The sequence below is a fragment of the Agrilactobacillus fermenti genome, from assembly GCF_021030645.1.
Taxonomy (GTDB): Bacteria; Bacillota; Bacilli; order Lactobacillales; family Lactobacillaceae; genus Agrilactobacillus; species Agrilactobacillus fermenti.
Map to the genome: position 1 here is coordinate 81,049 of NZ_JACGCJ010000006.1, position 23,040 is coordinate 104,088.

At 40.5% G+C, this 23,040-nt stretch carries 27 protein-coding genes; 7 read left to right on the forward strand and 20 right to left on the reverse strand.

Annotated features, from left to right (window positions below; translation table 11 throughout):
* Window positions 1-41: 41 nt before the first annotated feature.
* From FHQ08_RS03295 to FHQ08_RS03305, 4 genes are all read right to left on the reverse strand, one after another.
* Window positions 42-1,742, reverse strand: coding sequence for an ABC1 kinase family protein (locus FHQ08_RS03295; protein ID WP_230912969.1), 1,701 nt, complete (start codon window positions 1,740-1,742; stop codon window positions 42-44).
* A 29-nt stretch (window positions 1,743-1,771) separates the two neighbouring features.
* Window positions 1,772-2,149 carry a winged helix-turn-helix domain-containing protein gene (locus FHQ08_RS03300; protein ID WP_230912970.1) on the reverse strand — a complete coding sequence of 126 codons (378 nt, stop codon included), beginning with the start codon at window positions 2,147-2,149 and terminating at the stop codon, window positions 1,772-1,774.
* A gap of 577 nt (window positions 2,150-2,726) precedes the next feature.
* Window positions 2,727-2,861, reverse strand: coding sequence for a hypothetical protein (locus FHQ08_RS12945; protein ID WP_269073847.1), 135 nt, complete (start codon window positions 2,859-2,861; stop codon window positions 2,727-2,729).
* Window positions 2,862-2,925: 64 nt separating this feature from the next.
* Entirely contained in the window at window positions 2,926-3,630 is a 705-nt protein-coding gene (locus tag FHQ08_RS03305; RefSeq protein WP_230912994.1) for a TIGR00266 family protein, read from the reverse strand.
* 198 nt (window positions 3,631-3,828) lie between these two features.
* Between FHQ08_RS03305 and FHQ08_RS03310 the strand changes: the two genes are divergently transcribed.
* A complete protein-coding gene (locus FHQ08_RS03310) occupies window positions 3,829-4,050 on the forward strand; it encodes a P8 family protein (protein ID WP_230912971.1) in 222 nt (73 codons plus the stop codon).
* A gap of 97 nt (window positions 4,051-4,147) precedes the next feature.
* On the opposite strand, the gene FHQ08_RS03315 is transcribed toward FHQ08_RS03310, so the two are convergent.
* Both FHQ08_RS03315 and FHQ08_RS03320 read right to left on the reverse strand, forming a co-directional pair.
* On the reverse strand, window positions 4,148-5,677 hold the full coding sequence (locus FHQ08_RS03315; RefSeq protein ID WP_230912972.1) for a plasmid pRiA4b ORF-3 family protein: 1,530 nt from the start codon (window positions 5,675-5,677) through the stop codon (window positions 4,148-4,150).
* 151 nt (window positions 5,678-5,828) lie between these two features.
* Window positions 5,829-6,194, reverse strand: a complete 366-nt coding sequence (locus FHQ08_RS03320) for a hypothetical protein (RefSeq protein WP_230912973.1) — start codon at window positions 6,192-6,194, stop codon at window positions 5,829-5,831.
* A 581-nt stretch (window positions 6,195-6,775) separates the two neighbouring features.
* Here FHQ08_RS03320 and FHQ08_RS03325 point away from each other — a divergent pair.
* The 3 genes from FHQ08_RS03325 (at window position 6,776) to FHQ08_RS03335 (ending at window position 7,923) form a co-directional block, all read left to right on the forward strand.
* The gene (locus FHQ08_RS03325) at window positions 6,776-7,117 is read left to right on the forward strand and encodes a role in replication (protein WP_230912974.1); all 342 of its coding nucleotides are present in this window, start codon (window positions 6,776-6,778) and stop codon (window positions 7,115-7,117) included.
* Between the two features lie 193 nt (window positions 7,118-7,310).
* Window positions 7,311-7,670, forward strand: a complete 360-nt coding sequence (locus tag FHQ08_RS03330) for a type II toxin-antitoxin system RelE/ParE family toxin (RefSeq protein ID WP_230912975.1) — start codon at window positions 7,311-7,313, stop codon at window positions 7,668-7,670.
* Entirely contained in the window at window positions 7,657-7,923 is a 267-nt protein-coding gene (locus tag FHQ08_RS03335; RefSeq protein WP_230912976.1) for a helix-turn-helix domain-containing protein, read from the forward strand. The genes FHQ08_RS03330 and FHQ08_RS03335 overlap by 14 nt, the downstream gene beginning before the upstream one ends.
* Window positions 7,924-8,006: 83 nt before the next feature.
* Here the strand turns inward: FHQ08_RS03335 and FHQ08_RS03340 are convergent, their stop codons facing one another.
* The 14 genes from FHQ08_RS03340 to FHQ08_RS03405 all read right to left on the reverse strand — a co-directional run bounded on the left by FHQ08_RS03340 (window position 8,007) and on the right by FHQ08_RS03405 (window position 21,074).
* Entirely contained in the window at window positions 8,007-8,195 is a 189-nt protein-coding gene (locus tag FHQ08_RS03340) for a hypothetical protein (protein WP_230912977.1), read from the reverse strand.
* Between the two features lie 176 nt (window positions 8,196-8,371).
* Window positions 8,372-9,484 carry a hypothetical protein gene (locus tag FHQ08_RS03345; protein ID WP_230912978.1) on the reverse strand — a complete coding sequence of 371 codons (1,113 nt, stop codon included), beginning with the start codon at window positions 9,482-9,484 and terminating at the stop codon, window positions 8,372-8,374.
* A 173-nt stretch (window positions 9,485-9,657) separates the two neighbouring features.
* Complete coding sequence (locus tag FHQ08_RS03350) at window positions 9,658-10,629, reverse strand: ABC transporter permease subunit (protein ID WP_230912979.1); 972 nt, start codon at window positions 10,627-10,629, stop codon at window positions 9,658-9,660.
* A complete protein-coding gene (locus FHQ08_RS03355) occupies window positions 10,616-11,509 on the reverse strand; it encodes an ABC transporter ATP-binding protein (protein WP_230912980.1) in 894 nt (297 codons plus the stop codon). The genes FHQ08_RS03350 and FHQ08_RS03355 overlap by 14 nt, the downstream gene beginning before the upstream one ends.
* A 4-nt stretch (window positions 11,510-11,513) precedes the next feature.
* Window positions 11,514-12,641 carry a hypothetical protein gene (locus FHQ08_RS03360; RefSeq protein ID WP_230912981.1) on the reverse strand — a complete coding sequence of 376 codons (1,128 nt, stop codon included), beginning with the start codon at window positions 12,639-12,641 and terminating at the stop codon, window positions 11,514-11,516.
* A gap of 9 nt (window positions 12,642-12,650) precedes the next feature.
* Window positions 12,651-13,892: a hypothetical protein gene (locus FHQ08_RS03365; protein WP_230912982.1), complete on the reverse strand. Its 1,242-nt coding sequence runs from the start codon at window positions 13,890-13,892 to the stop codon at window positions 12,651-12,653.
* Between the two features lie 145 nt (window positions 13,893-14,037).
* Window positions 14,038-14,325: a hypothetical protein gene (locus FHQ08_RS03370; protein WP_230912983.1), complete on the reverse strand. Its 288-nt coding sequence runs from the start codon at window positions 14,323-14,325 to the stop codon at window positions 14,038-14,040.
* Between the two features lie 182 nt (window positions 14,326-14,507).
* Window positions 14,508-14,699: a hypothetical protein gene (locus FHQ08_RS03375; RefSeq protein ID WP_230912984.1), complete on the reverse strand. Its 192-nt coding sequence runs from the start codon at window positions 14,697-14,699 to the stop codon at window positions 14,508-14,510.
* A gap of 63 nt (window positions 14,700-14,762) precedes the next feature.
* Window positions 14,763-15,020, reverse strand: coding sequence for a hypothetical protein (locus FHQ08_RS03380; protein ID WP_230912985.1), 258 nt, complete (start codon window positions 15,018-15,020; stop codon window positions 14,763-14,765).
* A gap of 183 nt (window positions 15,021-15,203) precedes the next feature.
* On the reverse strand, window positions 15,204-16,589 hold the full coding sequence (locus tag FHQ08_RS03385) for a bacteriocin secretion accessory protein (RefSeq protein ID WP_230912986.1): 1,386 nt from the start codon (window positions 16,587-16,589) through the stop codon (window positions 15,204-15,206).
* Between the two features lie 12 nt (window positions 16,590-16,601).
* Window positions 16,602-18,764: a peptide cleavage/export ABC transporter gene (locus FHQ08_RS03390; RefSeq protein ID WP_230912987.1), complete on the reverse strand. Its 2,163-nt coding sequence runs from the start codon at window positions 18,762-18,764 to the stop codon at window positions 16,602-16,604.
* A gap of 6 nt (window positions 18,765-18,770) precedes the next feature.
* Entirely contained in the window at window positions 18,771-19,562 is a 792-nt protein-coding gene (locus tag FHQ08_RS03395; RefSeq protein ID WP_230912988.1) for a response regulator transcription factor, read from the reverse strand.
* Entirely contained in the window at window positions 19,555-20,850 is a 1,296-nt protein-coding gene (locus FHQ08_RS13155; protein WP_230912989.1) for a sensor histidine kinase, read from the reverse strand. The genes FHQ08_RS03395 and FHQ08_RS13155 overlap by 8 nt, the downstream gene beginning before the upstream one ends.
* A 35-nt stretch (window positions 20,851-20,885) precedes the next feature.
* On the reverse strand, window positions 20,886-21,074 hold the full coding sequence (locus tag FHQ08_RS03405; RefSeq protein WP_230912990.1) for a bacteriocin: 189 nt from the start codon (window positions 21,072-21,074) through the stop codon (window positions 20,886-20,888).
* 248 nt (window positions 21,075-21,322) lie between these two features.
* On the opposite strand from FHQ08_RS03405, the gene FHQ08_RS03410 reads away from it, so the two are divergent.
* The 3 genes from FHQ08_RS03410 (at window position 21,323) to FHQ08_RS13285 (ending at window position 22,731) form a co-directional block, all read left to right on the forward strand.
* Window positions 21,323-21,862, forward strand: a complete 540-nt coding sequence (locus FHQ08_RS03410; RefSeq protein WP_230912991.1) for a PedC/BrcD family bacteriocin maturation disulfide isomerase — start codon at window positions 21,323-21,325, stop codon at window positions 21,860-21,862.
* Window positions 21,863-22,134: 272 nt separating this feature from the next.
* Window positions 22,135-22,329: a leucocin A/sakacin P family class II bacteriocin gene (locus FHQ08_RS03415; protein ID WP_230912992.1), complete on the forward strand. Its 195-nt coding sequence runs from the start codon at window positions 22,135-22,137 to the stop codon at window positions 22,327-22,329.
* A gap of 117 nt (window positions 22,330-22,446) precedes the next feature.
* On the forward strand, window positions 22,447-22,731 hold the full coding sequence (locus tag FHQ08_RS13285) for a bacteriocin immunity protein (protein ID WP_407929176.1): 285 nt from the start codon (window positions 22,447-22,449) through the stop codon (window positions 22,729-22,731).
* Window positions 22,732-23,040 lie beyond the last annotated feature (309 nt).

Sequence of the window (23,040 nt, forward strand, 5' to 3'; positions counted from 1 at the left end):
CTAAGTCCTAACAAAAAGCGTTTAAGTTCATTATACCAAAGTCACTTCTTCCGCCGCCAACGTGACAATCGGTGCCACATACTGCTCGCTAAAAAAGTTACAATGAAAATTGCAGCCACAATATAGCCAGCAATGCCCAGTTGTGAGATCCAAGTATGACTATCCTTTTCTTGGACTAACAGTGAAGAACCTACGATCAAGGCGGCTAAAATCAAACCGATCACGATCCGATTGACCATAGACTCAATTCGGTCTAAAACCTGATCTCGGTGTCCAAAATCGACCCCCACCTTCAAACGCCCCCGTTCAAGTGCATCTAAGGCCGCCTTTAACCGACTGGTCACTTGGGGAATATCTTTGGTCAATTGGTAAGCATCCAACAGTCGATCTTCTAATTCATTACGGAAATTAACATTTTTTAAGACGTAGGCCCGCGTAAATGGCCGTGCAACTTCTAGCATAGAAATATCTGGATCTAACTGCTGCACCACACCTTCTAAAGTACCAAAAGCTTTCATAAGCAGTGAAACATCAGGATTCATCTGCAAATGATTGCGCCGACAGAGATCTACGATTTTCAAAGCCATCTCTTCTAAATCGATGGAACCTAGACCAGTATTATAATAAGGCTCGATAAAAGCGCCCAGTTCTTCATAAAATTTTGCTTTATCCATAGGGCCCACGACTTTGCTGATATTTAACAGCCCCGACCCAATTTTATACGGATCTCTAGAATTCACTGCCACGACCACGTCAGCTAAATTATGTATTAAGGTTTTGTCTAGGGTGCCCATCATCCCAAAATCTAAATAAACGAGTTGATAATTGGCGTGTTGATTGGTGCGATTCAACGGTTGCGGCAAACTATCCGCCCCAAAGTCAGAAAAATCAGTTTCAGTTGGTTGGATCAAAATATTACCTGGATGTGGATCCGCATGGAAAAAGCCATCTTCAAAGACTTGTTTCATAAAGTTAGCCACAATGTCATTAGCAATATTTTGGCGTTGTTTGGTAACTGGACCCTCATCAGCCTGCTGCAAAAATTTATTCAGACTTTGACCGGACATATATTCCGTTGTAATCACCCGCGCGGAGCAATAATCTAAAAATACGCGGGGGACTCGAAAAACGCCTTCACCATTGTTTAATTCATAAAATTTCTGAGTATTCTTAGCCTCTAACTCACTATCCAATTCCATCTCTAAAGCTTTTTTGAATTGTTGAAAAATTTCTTTAGGATCGATCACACCACTGCTGGGCAGCCAATTGATCATTCGCACCAAACGCCCTAAAATCTTCAGATCGGTCAAAATCGTAGTCTTGATACCCGGATGTTGAATCTTTACAGCAACGCGAATCCCACTTTTGAGCCGTGCCAAATGGACTTGGCCCATTGAAGCTGACGCAATGGGCTGCACCTCGAAGTCCGTAAAGTGTGTCATGATGTCTGGCCCCAGATCCTGAGTCAGCGTTTTTTGAACCACTTTAAAGGGATCTTCAGTCACATTATCTTGGAGTTTTGCTAACTCATCCGCAAATGGCTGAGACACAATATCCGGCCGCGTTGAGAGCATCTGTCCAATCTTAATAAATGTTGGACCTAGCGTTTCAAAGGCTCGCCGTACTTGGGCCCCATTGATTTGATTACTTAAAGACTTCAGCACATCATATTGGCGAAAAACACTGATGATTTCGCGGACGCGTTGTGCTGTTTTTTGTTTTGGTTTTGTTTCTGCTGCCATTGAGGTTAGCCCCTATCTGATCACCAAAGCTATTGATTGTGTGCAAGTTTGCGGCTAACTTTTGCCGCTGTGGAATTAGGATAGCTTGCTTGAATCAATTTGACAAGTGTTTCTAATTTTTCAATTGTTTGGTCCAGGTCTAAGTAATAAACATTTTGGTGCCCTTCCCGAATACAAAACAATAAATGTCCAGCCTGAAGTTTATTGATATGGTAGACAACTTTGGCACGATCACCACCAACAAAAGCGACGATCTCTTCAGTAGAAAATCCAGAATCCAGATGCGCCCAGAAAAACATCACAATTTTACGTCGGATATCATTACCAAATAAATTAAAATATTCTAGATTATTCTTGAACAGCTTTAATGCAGCTTCTTGTGCTGAAGATAGCTTTTGTTGTCTCATATACCTTATCCCCCAAAATAAGTATTCAATTACTATATTATATAGTACAACAACTCATAGACCAATTCTGATTTATTTGTGGCATTTTGGGGACAAAAAAAGAGCCTGGTAACAAAACAATTGTTTTGAGCCAGACACCTATCGTTCAATTCGCTTATAGTCGTAATTACTATCGAGATAGTTTGCTTTGCCTTCAGCCTGAAATCCCTATTATCTTTCTACGAAAATTAAAAAGTATGTTACTTCAATTTTTTATAAAGGACATACACTGCTAGCGATATCATCAGTTGCGCACCTATCGCTAGTAAAGGTGTCAGCTGATGTGGCAGCATTCTACTGCCGAATATCATTAGTAAGTCAAGAATAGTACCAATTACAAGCATTAATAATGCTATTAATACTAGGTTCTCAGATTTATTTTTCATAATATATTTCTTTTTTAGTTAAGCTAGACTTGCTATTCTTTCAATGCTATTGGGATCGTTATACCCTAAATATTCATCGGCACTCATTAACAAAAAATATAAAAATTAGGTGTCAGTAGATTAACGTCCACCAACACCAAAAATATAGAACCTTATTTTTTTTCAGCTTCTGCGCGCTTAGCTAAAAATTCAACTACTTGTTCAGTTTCTTTACGGCGTAATTTAACCTTTTTTTGGTTAACCGGACGACGGTTCTCGGATACACCAGTATGGGTGTTTTGTGACATGCTTCGGACCTCCTTAATAATATACATCATATCATTCTATATGGAATTACAAAAATATTCAAGTTTAATTATCTTTATTTGGTAAAAACGGGGCAACGAGACTCGCCAAGGCTTCAATGCTTCGGGTTTGAATCAGAATTTTACCACGACCACTAAAATGATTTACCAAGCCCTCGCCAGTTTTAAAGCCAATAAAACCAGAAGCTGGCTCAATATTATAGTTCAGAGATTCTTGCCAAGCAACAACGTGACTATTGTCCACCACATACTCTTGCTGACCATCTAACTCAACTTCTAAAATATCGCCATAGGCACTGACCAACATTGTCCCATACCCTTTTGTCTCCATGACAAATAAGCCACCGGTCCCGCCAAAGAAAGCGCCACTGATATTTTGTCGAACCATGGTATAGCTTGTTGTTGCATCGCCAGCTAAGTAAGCACTTGTGTTCAAACGCCATTGTTGACCTGGTTCTAATTCTAAGGCACGGATCACGCCAGGGTTCCCTGGTGCAATACCTAAAGTGGCTTGATCGGTCTGCCCAGTAGCAGTTGTAATAAAGAAGCTTTCCCCACTGGTCACGGATCGGCCTAAGGCACTCAATAGCCCGCCCATACCTTTTTTGCCATTGCTATTCATGTGTCCCTCTAAGGCCACCTGTCCATTATGATAAATCATCGAACCCGATTCGATCTGAATGGATTCATTTTGAGTTAAATAAATCTCAACAACAGGAAAAGTCTGATTTGCTGTAATTTGATAATGCATCATTAAATACCTCCGTTTTTATTGATATCGCAATGATTACGTCAAGTTCAACAACTGAGTCTTGAAAAATTGCTTTTATTTTTTGATCAAAAATAAAGCCTAAAATTAAATTTCAATTAGAATAAAGCTGTTTTTGTGCCACTTTGTTTCATCGAGTTATAATAGAAATTGTAGTAAGAAATAAGGAGGTCTTCATTTATGACAGCAGCAGAAGTTGAAAAAACAGCATTGCTTGATAGAAAAATGAAGGAGGTCTTTGACTGGAGTCAAGACGACACACCCGTACGGGATGCCTTATGGGACTACTTCATGGAAGAAAATAAACATGATACCATGAAAACTGAAGACGATATGCAAAAATACGCCGACACCTCAGATGACAAAGTCAAAGCTTTCGTAGAAGAACACTTAAAGAAGTAAATTACCGCGTTTTAGTAATGGATACCGAAAAAGCGCCGTAGCTCATGTAGTTACAGCGTTTTTTATTTTAAAGTTTTTTAGTAACTTCTCTTAGTACTTAATAGTCTAAAGACCTGTTTAACATGACGCCTTGAGAAGCATAGAAGTCATCCACTTGCTTAAAAAGTGTATCGCTGATAAGCCAGTCCAATTCTGGATCGCCTTGAATAGCTAGAACTAATGGTAACAAAATTTGGACCCAGCTACGTGCCCGCATAGTCTGCAAGGGACTGCTCTTAGGTTGATAAAAAACAGGGTCCGCGACTGAACCGATTATTTTTATAAATTCAGCATTCGTGAGTTGAGGACTCTCCTCGAGCTCTAATAACATGTTCAAAATGGTCTCTGATTCGGTCCCGTAGAACGGCGTGTGCATATTGTTGAAAACCGAAATTAATGTCGGCGCTAATTCTGTTAATCGCTGTTTAGGATAATGATCGTTGTTAACTGCCGTTCCTAAAAGCGTTAACGCTGCACTCAATGGCGGCAGATCGTCGTTCCATCCTACTGGTAACATGACCCGTTCTTTACGTGCATATTGTGTGGCTACGTCAAAAATCTGACGTCGCTGTTGCACTGTCAAAATAGCATTGGAAACCATCTCTGAAATCTCATCACGGTTCAACATGTTTTCTAGAAGCCCTGCCGCATGTGTCCGCGTCGCAATCCAGTGTTCCGCTTCATCTGTAACATGCGACAGCACTAATTCGTTATCAAGAATGGTTTGCACCACATGTTTGACCTGTTCCTCCGTCAACCGAGCTGCTTGAATTATTTGATAGGCCTCATGCTGTGCTTTAGGCGCTTTTGCACTGATTTCCGTCAACCGCTGGGTCAAGTCGGCATCTGTTATCGGAGTTGTGTGAGATTCATCTTGATTGATTGCTTGTTTGATCATGAACTGTCCCAATTTGTCCTGATTTTCTTTCGACAATGGCCGATGATTTAAAATAGATTGTACTATCTCAGGATTATCTTTTAGAAAGTTATCCACTTCTTGATGGTCTGGGTCCAAATCTAATTCTAGTGCGGCCTCTTCTTCTTGATCTTGCTTTGGAAACAACACAACTTTTTGACTTTGTTTCGTTTGCTGCTGGTTAGCGTTAAACTGGGCTGTCAGCCGACTATTGATTCGATCCTTATTAAACGGTGCACCCTCGCCATCTTCCTCGCCGCGCGAATCTTCCAGACGACTTGCCCCGCGACCGGTCACACAGTAAGGCCCTGTTATTTGCTGAGACCCCGACATCGTCAAAACATCTTCTAGGTGAATTAAATGCCGCCAATCATCACCAAAATCGTAGGTATAGATTAAATTACTCTGGGTTATGATCGATTGCACTGAAATTTTGTCTTCAGAAACTTGATTAGCTAGATCTGAATCTGATGCCGGGCCATAATGCCGTTTGAGTGCACGCGTCTCATGAAAATCATGCAAGTGAGCATCATCCCAATCAAAAGCGATTTGAATAACTGTGTGTAAGTCAGCCAAAGTCATATTACCCGGGACAATAATTCGGCGCCATACTGGGGGATGGAAACCTTCTAACGTGATTTTTAATTGTAAATTTTCGTCATTTCTAGCCACAGCAATCCAGCTCCTTTACGTGTCTAACTATTTAAATTTAGTCATCGATATCTCCTCTCATTATAACTGACTTTACGTGTAATCTTTAAAAATTACTGGAAATAACTTAGATTTAACACTCGGCTGCTGACCGCTTTTTGTCGCACTCTGTTTAAAATCGTTCTCTTTGAAACTGGAAATCAAAACAGCCTTCTACGTGGTACAGCTCGCTTGATGTTAAGCCTTCGCCTGTTTCATCATAGTTGGCCATTTGGATTAAGGTAATGTGAAATACGATCTCAAGCTGGTCCAGCAATAAATCATTACTCTCATCATCACTCTCCATGACGATTTGATGGACAATGCGCCGCTGTCTGCGTTTACGCAAAAAAATAGGTAAGAAAGCTAATGGTATGCCAATCACCGCGATAATGAAGGGCAGAGCTGGCACCTGTAAATTAGCCAATACTACGACACCGACGCTGAGCAGTAAGCCACCAATCGTCAGCATATAATCATGTTCTTGAGGTACAGTCATTATTCGTTCTCCTTTGCTGATTTAATTACAGATATTCGTTGTTTAAACGTGTTCCAAAAGGCAACGCCCTCACCTAACGAAGAATGACTTAAATGGAAAAACCACCATTTATCGTCATTCTTGTTAGTGCTTAGGCGCTGATCACCTTTTGTCTCACTCTCTAAATATATTACTTAAAGTTTACGCCCTAACGACTATCCTTGGAAATTATTTATTTTAACGTCCAGATTCTGTAATTAACGTCGTTTTTTGCATCATTAAGGTTGTGTATTCTACGTTAAACACAGATTAGCGACTTTCAAAACAAAACGACCGCTCGACTAAATATCCGATTTATACTTAATTTAGATTTCAAGCGAAGCTGAAAGGAATGAGCTTAAATGAGAAAAATAAATTATATGGGCGCTAGCATGATCGCAGCATTGTTTATCTGGGTAAGTTTCAGTAACATTCTAAAGCCAGTTCATGGCTTGAAGTTGCTGGCAAATGTCGTTAGTTTAGTTATTTTTGCAGGATTATTGATTACTTTCCTTATCAAATCTCATCGTCAGTCTGCCTATAATTAAAGGAGTTGTGCGCGTATGAAAGCATTATACAAAGGTCACCCCGCAGATGTCTGGCAAATCAGTCGAACCAATGTACGTCCAGATTGGGTCAAACTGGCTTTCGCAGAACATTATCTTTATTGGCTTGATAATCATTTATGTATTTTGATCAGTGGCTTGAAACCTTCGATGACTAAGAATTTAAAACTTGGTGCTGTGGGCACAATTGGCGGCGGCTTTGCTGGTTATGATATGTATACTGTGGGATATTTAGGCGATTTCCTAGATGCCACAAATCATCGCGTCATCTCCAAAAAAACTTTCTCCAAGAAATATCAGTTGCTAAAAGATACGTCTGCCAGTCAAACTGAAATATGAATGCTTAATTTTAAACCCTCTGAAGTTAAATTCAGGGGGTTTTTTAAGCTGTCTAAAAGATATTAAAACAACGTTGATGACAACTAAAACAATTGACATTTTTTATCCAACCTTGCATCAATACAGCAAAACATTAAGTAATCATAATATTCCTAAAGATTGAATATTTTTTATTATATAATATAATTAGCTTATGAAAAAAGTAACTTTTGAAAGCTATCGGCGACCCAATGGTCATGATGAATTCGTGGAGTGGCTATCAAAAATACCTACCAAGGATAGTGCTAAATTATTGCGCGTAATTCATGAAACTGAGGAAAATGGTTTATTAGTTACCCAGCGATTACAGTGGATAAAAAAATTAGATACTAACCTGTACGAATTACGAAGTAAAGTCAGTTCAAATATTCAACGTGCACTTTATTTCCATGTTGACGGTACACGATATATCATTACACATGGTTTTACAAAAAAGCAGAACAAAACGCCACTTAGTCAAATCCAACACGGCAAAACACTTAGAAAGGAATGGTTCGATAATGAAAATAGATGATCTAATTGCGGAAAAACGTCAAGATCCTGAATTTGATCAAACCTATAAAGAGGCAGGCGAAAAACTAGCAACGGCTGTGGCACTTTATCACGCTCGAGAGAATGCTGGTTTGACGCAAGCAGAATTAGCTGAACGCGCCCATACAACTCAAGCTACCATTGCCAAAATTGAACGTGGTGATAATGTCTCATTTGAGAAGTTACAGGCCATTGCTCATGCACTAGGCAAAACATTAATAGTCAGTTTCGTGTAATTATAAAATAGTGAATTTTAAACCCTCTGAAGTTAAATTCGGAGGGTTTTTAAGTTAGTCAGAGATTTCAATGATTACTTTTTTCACGATTGGTGATCATTAGGCCGCTTAATCTGGACTGAGGCATAGACCAATTGCATTGCTGCGACAATAACCAATAATATGGTACTGATCAAGTTATGTCTAAAAAGTGCATTCAGAACCAGTAAAAACAATATTAATGAAACATAAAAACTGATATCTTTGTAAAAATATCTATTCAACTTTATCATCTATAATCCCCCTTAATTGTCCCTAATACAACACACTTCTTAATTATAGATGCTCATTGAGATAGTAGTTTATATAATTTTAAACGTCGCTATATTGTGTTTAGCGTCTTAAGGACAGACTAAAAGCACGGTCAAAATTTGCTCTGGCTGTGTTTTAATTTGATCTATTTCACTTTTCAAGTACCTAGTTTTTGTTTGACCTTTAATAAATATCCCATGGCAACTATCCCAACGCCAATAAAACTTAACCCAATGAACGTGAATAGCTGCTGCCGCGGCGTTGATGGCATGTGCTTAGGTATCGCTTGCGCAGGCGCCAGGATATGCACCGACAAATACTGTTGGCCCAACTTACCTTGAGCACTCGCTGCTTCAACTTTTAAGCGGTAGTGCCCTGGCTTCAGATAAGGCAATTGTGGCACAAACGTAAAAGTTTCATTAGCTGCCACTGCCTGCCCTGCTTGAGTTGTTCGTGCCTTAACTTTACCTGACTGATAAAAAGTATAACGAAACTGCGGGGCTTGAATGTTGACTGGATTATGGTTTGTGGCCACAAAACGCAAGCCATGAACATTGGCCGCCTGCAAAAAGCCGTCATCATAATGAAAGTTGGGTGTCAAAACGTGCTGGATTCGGATAGGATTAAGGTGCTTGGATTGCCCATGATTGATAATCACGGTTACAGGAATTTTTTGTGACAAATCAGCTTCACTCAAGACACCAATTTTCTTGGCATCTTTGGAAGTGATGATGATATTTCCCGTAAAGGTGCCTGATACTTGCGTCTTGGGCACTTTGACGCGCAAGCGAACAGTTTTAGGCCGTTCAGATGCGGTTATTAATCGCTTTTTTTGAGGAAAGAATGACGTAAAATTTGGTTGTGCCTGTTTATTCTGCAGCAAAATCGCTTTTCGATCATCCATAGACAAATTTGGCAGGGTCGTTTCACCTCTAACACTAATTTGAATCGCATTAGCTCCACCGAACTCAAAATTAGAATAGTCACTTTCGGTCGATTCTTGACGCACAACAAGTTGCAATTGCAAACTTTGCCCTGAATTTAGCCGTAATTGGTAACCATCATTTAAGATACACGTTTGGGGACCGATTGGTTTGACCGTCAGTCCACTAATGACCTGTGGCGTCTCTTCCCCGGAAATTTGATCACTAAAGCTGGTCCAAGGCTGACTCTGATCGTCATCGCTATCGGCATAACTTAATGACTGCCCTAGCAATTCAAAGATTACTGCCAGTGCCGCGACCACGAAAAAATTCACAATACGTTTCATGACAGCCCCTCCTCATCTCAATGGCGCCTTCAAGCTTTCTTGATTGCTAAGTGCGTGCGCCAGCGCAATCCAACAATGACTATAAGCAAGGTTAATAAAATTACCAGTTGCTGCATACCCCAAAGCGGCTCATAGCCAGATAGCGCTATTAAGTACCGGTTGGCAAGGCTAGCCTAAGGAAAGAACTGCTGGAATGTACCAGTGCCAATAAATAAACTGCTCATCAAAGGTACTGCAAAAATAACGCCGCCAAAGACGATACTGCTTTGTTTGAATCGTAAGGCCAGCCAAGTCACCAGCTGGCTGAGTACGCATATCCATAAAATCAAAAGAAGCAACAGGCTAACTAAGTTCAGCCCTAAAGTCACCGACAGCGTCTGGCCAAACAAGCGCGTCTCCCCAAGTGGGTACCCAAACATAACTAATGGCTGACCCATAACGGCTGGGAAACCAATCAGACCTAGGCATAAAATCAACAATAGGCCTAATAATACCCTCACTTGCAACTGTTGTTTGATGCGAAAGAAGCGTTGACGCGAGACCGGTAAAGTATATAAGAAACGAATATTATCTCGTTCAAAATCACGTGTGATCAAATCAAAAATCGCAAAAATGCCTAAGATCAAAAATAACAAGGCCCCGTAGTTACTAAAGAAATAATTGCTGAAGCCATTCATAGTTGTCGCCAGACTAAAGTCCAAACAAGGCGCATTTTTCTGGGCTAATAAGTGGTATTTGCGCACAGAAGCCGCGACTGTTGCCGCCGAGAGACCGGCTATACGGAGCTTTTTATTATGCCGCGTCAAACTTTGATAGCTCTGCCAAAAGACTAAATACTGCTGGGTCAAACCTTGTTCATCTGGATTTGCGGAACTGAGATTTGTAACTAAGGTGTCTAGGTGTTGTAATAAATTTTCCGAGTTTGTTTGTTCACTAAGACTTAGTTGCTTTTGCTTCTGCAATAACCGCGCTTGATTACGCAACTGCGTCTGCCAAGAAATCAATTGACTGATCTCCTGCTGCTTGGCCTGCTTATCATGCTGTTGTGCAGATAAATAAAAGCCAAAAACCAGACCCAATAAGACCAACACCAGGAGCAGCCAACGACCATTTTTAAGATAGCGTGTCCATTCAAAGCGTCTCATGAGCATCTTCTCCAAATATGCGGAAATACAACTCATCTGTTGTTTCCGTAGTGCGTTCTTCATCTAATAGTTCAATACCATTGGCTTTGGTCCAAGTGACAAGTTGCTGGTGCTGACTAGCTGATAGATCAACGCTTAATTTATGTGGCTGTTTCAAACTTGCCGCTAAGTCTTGCGCTGCCAAATATTGCTGGACTGGGTGAACATCGGTAAAAACCAAATCATAATGCTGTTTGTCTTGCCGTAATGTACTGGCAGCCACCAACTGACCCTCGTGTAGAAAAATCACTTGGTCCGTTAATTGATCAATTTGGGCTAAATTATGCGATGAAAAAAGAATCGTCGTCCCTTGCTGATAAAGTTCCTGTAAAATCTGTTGGACTGTTCGAACCGCTACTGGATCTAGCCCATTGAGCGGCTCGTCTAAGAGTAATAATTTGGGCTTGGGCAAAATCGCCAGCAAGAATAGTAAATGTTGTTTCATCCCTAAGGAATAGGCCGCAACTTTCTTGTGTATATAGGCCGTCATATCTAACCGTGCCAACAATTGGTCCACTTCCGATTGGGGTAGACCATAGACATCTTGGACCAGTCGTACATGAGCTGCACCAGATAAATCATTGAACAACACTCGATTATCCTGCAAGTAAGTCATTTGCTTAAAAATCGCCGCATCTGTGTTGCTGTGATCAAATACTTTGACCGAGCCACTATCAGGTTTCAATAAATTTGTAATAATATTGAGCAATGTTGATTTCCCTGAACCATTGGGCGCGACCAAGGCCAATATTTTGGGTGTCTGAATTTGTAGATCAATTGCTTGCAAAACCTGATGGGTGCCAAATCTTTTCGTCACTTGTTGTAAATCTAAAATCGTCATATTATCACTCGCCTATCTTCTTACGCCAAATCACTAAATACCCACCGCTGATCAATCCTAGTCCGACTAGACTACTACCGAGTATCGTTGCCCAGTTCTGAGTCACATTCATGCTTGATGTCATCGACTGACCCAATTTCCCACCGGTTGGTATTTTAACGGTAAGCCGCTGCGTCTCCAGCTGGCCACTGAGGCTTTGAGTATCGATCCGTAACTGATAGCTGCCTGGATTTAAATATGGTACTAACGGCACAAAACTAAAAGTTTCGTTAGCTGCCAGCGCATCTCCAGTTTGGATAGATTGTGCCACCAACTTCCCCCGCTGATAAAAACGATAATGCAGTTTGGGCTTAGAAATTGCGATTGGATTCGGATTCATGGCAATTAGCCGTAACCCATGCACATTAGTCGCTTGTAAAAAGCCATCATTATAATTATGTGTGTCCGTCAAAGCCCGTTTAAATTGCAGTGGTTTCAGTTTTTGAGGCTGACCGCTATTAATCATAATTGTCACTGGTATCCGTTGATCGCGACCATTTGAAGTCAGCACGCCCATTTCATGCATATCTCTGAAATGAAAAATCAAATTTCCCGTGAAAGTACCGGTCTTAACATTTCGCGGTACCCGTACTGGTAGCTCGACCTGCTGGGGTTCAGCCGTAACCTCAAGATTCTGGGCATCTTTAGGAAAAAACATGTCAAAGTTTGGCTGCTTTCTATTATTTTGATAATAAGCATCCTTTTGATCACTGACTGCTAAATTGGGCGTTGTGGTCACGCTGCGTGTGCTTAATTGCACGTATGTTTCATCTGGCATATCATCAGTATTACTTGAAACTGCTTCTTGAGCAATGGTAAATACTAAACGGGTTTGCTGACCCGGTTTTAACTGCAGTTGGTAACCTTGTGTTGTTCCCGACTGTACAATGCCACTTTTGGGTCGAAGTAGTTTGATTCTCGCATGATCAACAACAACTTGACCACTGGACGACTGGCTTTGAGCACTGGACCAAGGCGTTGCTGCCGCATCTCCGAGTGCTGCTTGGGCCGGTTGTACCGGACCGTAAGTTGATCCTAAAAAAGTTAGGCCTACTAAAATTAAGCACATTAAAGCAAGTTTAATTTTCCGCATGTCCCCACCTCAATTCAGCCGTTGCCGATAAAGCTTATTTGCGGCTAAATAACTGAGCCCAGCTGCGATGGTATTGACAACTAACCCCAATTCAATCGTTATATGCGGATTTTGCTGCAATCGAGCCACCGTTTGATTCAAGAAATAATTCACATTTTCATATGGTATTGAGAAAAAGTTGGTCGCCCCCAATGTGAAAAAGACCGTATTGCCATTTAACCAAGATTGGGCCTGATAACTATTCGCAAACAATACCTGACTACTTTGTAGATACGAGCTCGGTAAAAATGCGCCCATGGTACGACTAACAATATTGGGCGTTTGGGCCAGGATTAATAGACCACCTAGCATTAAGCCGCAAACAACAAACGCCAAGGACAGCCGCTGCCGAATGGGTTTGATTAAAGCAATGACAAGTCGCAGCAACAAATAAACCAATAATAGGTTGATCCAAAATAAAAGTAAGCTTAGACCGATCACTTGAATTGCTGGCTTTAATTGCGTGGTTCCTGCCCAATAGGTCAAAATAGGATAATTCAAAGTCGTAAAGCCGCCTAATATCCCGCCATAAAGGTATAAAACAATACTCAAAATCATGATAAAACCTAACGTATTGCTGGCAAAAACTAATAATTGCGCATTAAAACTCGCGCGACGCTGAATCGGTAATGTATCTAGCCAGCCTAATTTTTCCGTCGTTAACGCCTGCAACTGGGGTAAAGCAAAAATCAACAGCAACACAATAATACCCAGCACACTGGTCAAAATAGGCAACATACTGATCAGCAACATCACTGAATTCGCCCCATAGCGGACACTGTGATAAGCCATTTTTTGTTTAACCAAGTAATTCACCAGCTGTTGCCGGTGTAACACATATTGGTCTAAACTCTGTTGCGGTAACAGTTCATTACCACCGACATCGGTGACATAGCTTCCCGTGGTGAAATACCGCTGTAAATCCTGTTGTTGGTACTTCAATAATTGCCGGTCAGATTGTTTTGCCTGTCTTATAGCCCGATAGCGCTGGCTTAAATCTTGCTGTAATTGCGAATGTGACTGATTTTGACTCCCCTGAATCAGATTTAATGTGTTCTGTAATTGATAATTCGTATCCACCCGTTCTCCGTCATTGGTTTGCTTGAACCCGAAGCCAATAATCAAACAGGCAATCACGAAAATGCCGCTAAGAATCCAAATGCGTGGCTGCTGGAATAATCGCTTTTGTTCAAATTTGAATAATTGCCACATAGCTAGCCTCCGAAAAAATAAGTCTTATTCCTTACAGCTTAAGAATAACATTTCCACATCTATTTAGGTAAAAAAAGCGTCTAACCATAGAATTGATTTTCTACAACTAGGCGCTTACTTAACTATAATCATTTTTTAGCTCACTTTACAATTCACTTAAATTATTACTCGCCAACAAAAAGACAATGACAAGTACCAGCAAGACAGAAACGATGTAAATCAGCCATTTTAGATCCCGTATCTTACGCTTAAAATAAATTACCAAAAGATAACCAAGTAACCCTATTGGCACCCCAATCCGCAGAAAAACGCTTCCTGGAAATGAAAGCCACTGTGTAAATAATACAGACATAATTGTCCCACTAGCCAACCAAAACGTCGCAAAAGACATAATGAGCATGGCATTTTTCTTGAATGATCTGACACTACGCATGTTGATTACCCCTTATATCAGAGTGCGACAAAAAGCGTTCAGCGACCGAGCACTAACAAGAATTGCGACAAATGGTGGTTTTTCCATTTGAGCTATTCACAGTTAGGTGAGGCCGTTGCTTTTTGGAGCACGTTTAAGAAATAGCTGACAAAAAGCGCTCAGCGGCCGAGCACTGGCAAGGCTCACGGTAAAATATATAAAAATAAATTAGGCACCCAAGCACTATTATCTAAAAATCGGTCAATAAACGACTTTGACTTCATCTTGGTAAATGGCAAGAGCGCCCAGATAATCTGTAAAAGCGTTACTGCCAACGTTGCCATGAACCAGACTGAAAACATAATAAGTAGGATCATCAAAATATTTTTTATCATTACCAGGCCCTCCTAAATCACATACTCACCTAGGCTGCGTGCTTAATTACCAAATGCGGTTTGTCAATCTTGTACCTTTCGATACAGCTTTCGCCACTGCAAATACATACTAAAGGCACTTGAGGCAGCAATGAACACGGTAAAATAAGATAACTGCCACAAAGTCAGCAGCAAGCCCAAGAATAAACATACCATATTGCCAGCAAAGATTTTCTCCGCTGAACGTTTGCTGTCCAATTTTATAATTGAACCCACAAAACCTATGATTCCTAAAATGCCGATACCAGTGATGAAACCTGCATTCAAGTATTTGATTATCAAGTTAGCACACCTCGCTAATCATGCAAAATTATTCAAAATTCTTTGTGCCCACTATTGTACTTGTCCTGTACCAAAAAAGTTCACCTTGTTTTTTTCGTGGCTATTTCGTGATGAGCGTTGCTTACGAACAATTTTAGCTAAAAAAAGGCAACACCCTTTATCTCCGCTCACCGCTTGGTGTTTTTAGCTGTTTTGCCCCAGGACCTTATCCTTATAGTAATTAAAGAACGTCTTCTCACCGGTAATTACGCTAGCAGTGCCATTCAGACCGTAGCGCAGATTGCGCCGTTGGGCTAGTGATGGATCAATGCGTGCCGTGACTTGAAAGTAATTGCCTTTATTTATCGTGGTCGGGGCGACATCGATCTTAGTTACCGTCCCATTCAGGACTAACGGCCGCGGAACTTTCTGGGCGATACGCAGCCGTAATTTCTGGCCTTGTTTTAACCCGACGATTTGATCAGCCGGAATCATCGTCACTACTTTTAATTTAGTCTGGACTTCAATCAATGGATAGATCTGGGCTAAAGCTGTCCCAGCACCCAAATATTGTTTGCCGATATTGCGGGTGTCCACGTGGAGAATCCCGGTCTTTTTAGCACGGATTGTATAGTTTTGGCGATTTTTGGTCAAAACAGTCAGCTTGTCTTTAAGCTGTGTTTGTTGGGTTTTAAGCTGTGCTTGTTCCTTAGCCACACTGGCTAGTTGTTGATTTTGCAATGCCGTTAGCTTTTGCTGCGCCTGGGCATCCGTAATGCCTGCTGTTTGTGGGGCGGCTAATTGGGCTTGCTGGACTTGGATGCTATCGATACTAGACTGGATTTGGCTGATCTGACTATTGGCATTGGCTAAATAGCTCTCTTTTAACTGGGCTAGGTCATCCCCCGAGAGAGCCTTACTTTTAGCTTGAAAACTATTCCAGAGATAAGTTAGATTTGAATTTTTACCCAGCACATTTTTGTTCTGATCAATGCTATCGCGTAACGCTTGATAGTCTTGTAATTGCGCCTTTAAAGTCGTCAAATTATTGGTTAATAACTGGGCCACTTTATCTGATTTATGGTTATTATCTTGTTGGGTCTTATCCGCCAAACTGGCCTCTGATTGATAAATCGCCCGTTGTGCTAAGTAATTAGCGAGTTGATCAGAATAACCGAAAGCATCCGCCTGGGTAAAAGTCGTTTTGTTCTGCTGAACGCCCGTCTTGAATTGATCTAAGCCTTGTAAGCGTTTCTGTGTTTCATCAATTTGTTGCTTAAGCAACGTTGCTTGGCCTTTATCGGTCACATCTTGGTAGACCAATAAGGGGTCACCTTGATGAACGACTTTATTTTCTCGGAGGTGATTGACCAAAATTCGACTGCTAGCTGTGCCTTGAATGGTCACCGGGGTGGCTTGTGGCTCGATCTGTCCCACGGATTTGACGGTCACTTCCCGCTTACCAAAGAAAGAAAATAGGAGTAGGCCCAAACACAGGAGGGCAACCGGTAATATAATCAGCGTTGAAAAATTCTGGTAGCGGCGCTGATAAAACTCAGTACTCTCCAAAAACCTTAGATCATGATTCATACCTAACCCCTCCTATTGGTTGACCAAATCGGCATAATAACCCGCTTGATCTAATAATGACTGATGTGTGCCTTTTTCTACCAGTTTGCCATGATCCAAAACCACAATGTTGTTCGCCAATTTAGCGATATTTAAGCGATGAGCGATAAAAATCACGGTCTTATCCTTTAACGCCAATAATTTCTGCACGATTTTTTGTTCCGTGATCGCGTCCAAGTTACTAGTGGATTCATCAAATATCAGAACTTGAGCACTGGTTAATAGGGCGCGGGCAATGGTCAAGCGCTGTTTCTGGCCGCCGGATAAAGTGGCGCCGTTTTCGGATAATTCTGTCTTGTAGCCTAAGGGTAAAGCTTCAATATCTGCTTGAATCTCCGCAAAAGCACACGCAGCCGTAATGTCTTCGGTGGTCACATCGGGTCGACTGCCTAAAGTTAAGTTTTCTAAGACGGTGCCATTAAAGACATAGGGTTCTTGCGGCACGTAGTTCACATATTGCCGTAACGTATGCTTATCGATATCCGTGGTCTGATGGCCGTTCACTAGAATCTGACCAGCCGTTGGTTCAAAGAAACCCACCAGCAGTTTGACTAAGGTCGTCTTTCCCGAACCACTCATCCCCACAATCGCCAGTTTGCTATTCGCCTCAATTTTCAAGTTGATTGCTGTCAATGTATTGCGCCCAAAGCCATACTTAAAATCAACCTTGGCAAATTCAAGTGCACCTTTGAGCTTAGTCACATCTTTGATCGGCCGCGCCTGCTTAAATTCGGACTCGACTAGATACACTTCATTCAACCGATTATTTGCCACCCGAGCCATTTGTAACTTTGTCTGCAAGTTAATGATATTTTGAATGGGATTGGTGAAATACGACAGTAAAGCATTATAGGTGATCAGCTGGCCTAAGCTCAATTTGTTTTGCATGACTAAATTAGCACCCAACCAAAGGACCAAGGTATTGACCACTAGTTGAATCCCTGCTTTCAGCGCCTGTTGTAAGAGGTCCAGTTTTTGGTAGGTAAATGACTTGCGTAAATAAGCTACAAATTCTCTATCCACTTTTTGGTAACTATTATCTTCAGCATTCAAGGATTTGACGGTCTCAATGCCATTGATATCTTCAATGATTGAAGAACTCAACATAGCATTACTTTGCATGGTATCTTGATTGTACTTCTCAAAGGGCTTGACGAAAGCATAGATCACTACGATATATAGGGGGATCGCAATTAAGGTGATCCAGAACAGCTGCGTGCTCTGCACTGCCAGCACAATGGCTAAAATCAAAGCGATCCAAACATCTAAGAACATAGAAATGATCGTTCTGGCTAAGGCATCAATGATTTTATTAGCATCTGTAAACCGAGAAATGATCTCCCCCGTCCGCCGGGTCGCAAAAAATGACATGGGTAGTTCAAAAATATGCCGAATATAAGCGAGAATCACATCAATCGAAAGCCGCTGCCCTAGAACAGCTAATAAGTAATTTTGACCAAATGTTAAAACCTGCTGCAATATGTAAGTACATAATAAACCCACGGAAATGATACCTAGCGTATTGACCATCTGGCTCGGTATGAAAGTATCAATGATTCCCTGTAAATAATAAGAACCGAGGATACTGATCAGGGTAACTAAAATCGACGCCACAATAATATTTGTGATCAAATGATGTTGTTTGAACATCATCGGGACGTAGCTAAATAGCGAATTCTTAGACTCTTGGGCACTTTGATAACCAGGTTTCGGGGCAAAAAAAATAGCCACCCCAGACCACTCTTTTAAAAAGTCCGCCTTGGCCATTTTATGTAAGCCTACGGTAGGGTCCGGGTCGCCAATCAATAATTTGTCCCCCCGTTGCCCAAAAACCACATAATAATGTAATAGCCTGCCTTGTTTCAAGACATGGGCGATAAATGGAAAAGGCAAATCAGGCACGTCAAATAAGGTAGCGTCCGCACGGATCGGTTTCGTCTCTAAATCTAATGTTTCCGCGGCTTCAACGATCCCTAGAGCTGTGGTCCCAGCCATATCCGTTTTCGCTAGATCACGCAGGTGTGCCAAGGAATATTGCGACCCAAAATGACGTAAGATCATAGCTAGCGCGGCCACCCCGCAATCCCGTTCGTCTACTTGAGGGACATAATCTCGCCGGTTTTTAAAATACTTCATTTTTCGCTACACCCCCTGCTTGATCTCAGCTATGCCCTTTAAGTAGCGCCGCAACATTGCCGCTTTACGAGCACTGACCTTACAGCTAACCTTGCGTTGCTCATCAAAATAAACCACACGTTGTTCAAAATCAAAAATGACCACATTTTGTGGATTGATCAAAATACTCCGATCACAACGGATCAGATTGGGATTATCCTTTTCAACCTGCCGTAATTCACCTCTGAACTCTGCACGCACATCACGTCCCCGCAATAACAATTTACGGGGGGCATCCTTCAAGGACTCAACATAATACAAGTCACTGAACTTCAATTCACGAAATCGATCTCTCGCTACCTCATAGCTAAACATGACTTCTGAATTCCGTGTATCTTTTTGATACCGTTCATAAGCTGTATCCACATCTTCGCGAATGAACTGAGTCACGTTTTCTGACCCCGCTTCTTTATAAATAAAATCCAGCGGTTCCACTTTTCGGGACAAGGTCAGCTTCAGCATTTCATCATGAGTCGTAATAAATGCAATGGCTGCAAAGGGTTGCTGTGTCCGGATTTTTTCGGCCACATTAATGCCATTCAAGTTACTACGATCGATTTGAATATCTAATAAAGCAAACACTCGAGCATTACGGTGTTCATTCAAATAGTTCAAGATATCCTTGGGTTCAGGGGTACAGACAGCAATTTCCATGTCATAGGCTTTCGGCGTGTCATTGATTTCGATGCGCCGCTGAATAATTTGGTGATACATTTGCCGCTGCAGGTCGTTATCTTCCAATATCAATACTTCAAGCATGTGTCGCTCCTTTCTCGGCGGTAGTGATCAACAAACTAAACCGCACATAGCGGTCATGCTTACTGACCTCGAATAACAATTCATCCGACACTGCCGTCAATTGTTGTACCGTCGCTAAGCCAAGGCCACTGTGCGCTGCTTTAGAAGAATAACCGCGTTCAAATAAATGATCGATATCTAATTCAGGATCAGTGACTGTATTTTCAATGATAAATTCATAGGTCGTTGGCGTATATGAAACCAAGGCCAAATGAAGTGCCCCATTCTTTTGCGCTTGAACAGCTTCAATCGCATTATCTATTAAGATACCGATGATCCGCACCACGTCCACGATTGCCTGGGGCGTCGCGGTAATCGGCTGCTCTACTTCAAAAGTCACCTGAATTTTGGCCTGAACCATTTGCTTTAATTTAGCAAACAATAACCCCCGAATACTGGGGACTTGAATCTTAGACAAGTCAGCAAAGATTCGTTGATCCAAATGGGTACTGGCGTTGGTCTCATTAAGCAATTGCTGGACGTAAGCTTCACCATCCTTGCTGTGACTGCCCTGTAAGTAGCTTTGAACCGACAACAACTGATTTTGATAATCGTGCCGTGCTTGACGCAGGGCTTCATAATTCTCTTCAACTTTTTTCAAATAGTCTTGCTGCTGCTGAAAGTCCTTTAGTTTAGTCTTAGCATCTATTGACCGCCGATAACTGGCAACGAAATACCACATCATAACAAATGTTGCAATAATGAAAACCGTGAAGCTGAAGATAATTAGGGACTGGAAAATCCCCTCTAAATTGAGCTGTACTGCAACTAATGATATGCCCAACTCAAGCAAGAAAAGCGCAGTTAAGAACGTGGTGATTGCCTGAAGAATCTTCCTATCTTGATTTAAGAAGTGAATTAATTCGTTTATCCTTATTGCATAGTGATAAATTATCCACATAGATATAACCACTAAAATCGATAATATTATAGGCGCTAGCCAATTTAAAAGTGGTGACTGTTCAGATAGTAATATTTTTAATAGGGAAACACTCTTGATAATCATATTACCAACAGGAAATACTACGATTGCTATGGCTAACAGTGCAATGCTTTGATCCGAAATCAAAGGTACTTTGTATTTAATTCTCTGGATCAAAATTTTTATTAAAATTGCAATCAATATTCCTGTATCTCTTAGGAAATAACTCAAAATTGCAAGTGTTGCTGCAATCATAAAGTTAAAAGAAATAGATTTAACTTTTAAACGCCCAAAAACTTGATCTGCAGGTAATAATACAGCAAGCACAACACAAACATCCCAAGTAAATCCCTCATACATTTCTAAAATAAATTGCTGAGGAAATGTGCGAGTTTCTTACCGACTGTATTAGTATTATAGTCGCCAACTACAAAAGCTGAAAACCCTTGACCTCCAGATATTTGACTCAACTTATTTGTATTCAATATTTCAAACTGGCTCATGGCACCTAACTTCTGAGAAACTTGATTATGGTTAATTTGAATTTTCACGTTTTCCTCCTACGTAAGTAGTTATTTCTCTTTTACAATAATAATATTACTAAATCATTTTCATTTAAAGCTAAATATGTTTTTAACGTAGTAGTTTTTGTGATAAACGTAATATATCGTCAATTTTCTAACGTTAATCACAGTATGGTCACGTTTAATACTGTACGAACACATCCGATTAACCATCGGCTATACTAAAGACATCAGTTAGGAATCACCAAGAATAAACAAAGGGAGACTCATTAGATATGAACAAAAGAAAATCAATTTTTATTATCTCATTAATCGTTATTATCTTTACTCTCAATTTAGGATCCGTATCTCGCACCTCGGCTGCTACGAGTGGTGAGTCAGATGTAACAAAAGTCACACAAGAACAGTATGCAGATAATTTACATGGTATCTATTCTTTAAACGGAAATGAACTAAATAATCTCATATCATCAAATACGGACTATTTCCTATTTATTGGTTATAAGGAATGTCCTTACTGCCGCGAGTTCTCAACAACCTTAAATCAGTTCAAATACCAATCAAAACTTCCGATTTATTATGTCAATCTTGATGATCAAATACTAAATGGCGTAACTCCTGACACTGCTCAAAAAATTGAAAAGTTTATTTACGGACAGGTCAAGCTTGATTCGACGCCGACAATTGTAAAAGTATCAAACGGCCAAGCTACCAATATCCTAGTCGGATCAGATACCTCCATTCAAGATCTTGAAAATATAAATCAAGGAAGCCAAAGTTATTTATATTGGAATTATAAATTTGGATTACTATAACTTAATTTTGCCTTTTTACTCAATAAAGGGGGTGATTACCAGGAAAATAACTATTTGATAACTCTAATGAAAGGAGAGAGCCATGTCGAAAAATAAGTCAAAGTATCTATATATGAATGGACTATTAGTTCTTATAGTCTTGTACGACTTGTATTTCTTTTTACAAGGTTCCCGCAGCCTCTTTCACCTGCTTCTGCTAGTTATTGGATTTACACTCTTGGGTAAAGCTTATATTCTAAACATTCACGTTTCAAGAAAGGAAAGATACAATTATGAAAAAAAATAAAAACTGTGAAATTATACTTACTGATCAGGAACTACTCTCTATCATTGGTGGAAAATATTATGGCAATGGTGTTCATTGTAACTCAAAGACTTGTTGGTTAGACCAAAGTCAGGCTTGGGGAGCAGTTGGGCGCATCGCCGTCAATGGTTGGGTAGAACATGGTCCCTGGGCTCAAGGATAAAAGTGTGATTTTCTTTAAGAAAACTTGTTCTAAACAAATTTCACTTTATCTTTCGATAGGTACTAATATAATATACTTGTAATTTATTCTGCAAAGAAGTGAGTAAGTATGTCCCATATGCCAAAAGAACCACTTAATACACTAATAAATAAGACACTGTTGAACGATGATGTATCGCGTAATACCGAGTTGAAAGCACTTCTAACTAGTGCCCAATCCCAATTAAATGAGGGAACTGCTGATAATATTGTAGCAACCAAACTAGAGCACTCAATTAGTACTTATTTGTTAAAGCATCATCTTCAAGCACCGAAAGCCCTATTAGACCTATCAAATAGGCTTCAAAAAAAAGCTAATTGGTATAGAGGTATAATGTCGTCCATAACTTGGTTTACAAATTAACAGAATTTTACCATTAATGATAGTGAAACATGTATAAGTTATTCAAATAAAATAATCGTGGTTTTCAAATCAAATATAAATTTGAAAGCTATGATTATTTTATTTATTATGAGTCCTCCCGTAACCGCTAAACTAATTAAGTTAATTTTGAGCAATTAATTGGATTTGAGTCAATATCTTGGACACGATTTGAGAGATTTTTTTCGATATTCCGATGGGCGATTATTTCATCACTTCGATCGAATATCAAACCCACACCGTTTGACATCTGATCGAAGTGATGAAGAAGCCCGTTATGGAATATGCGTC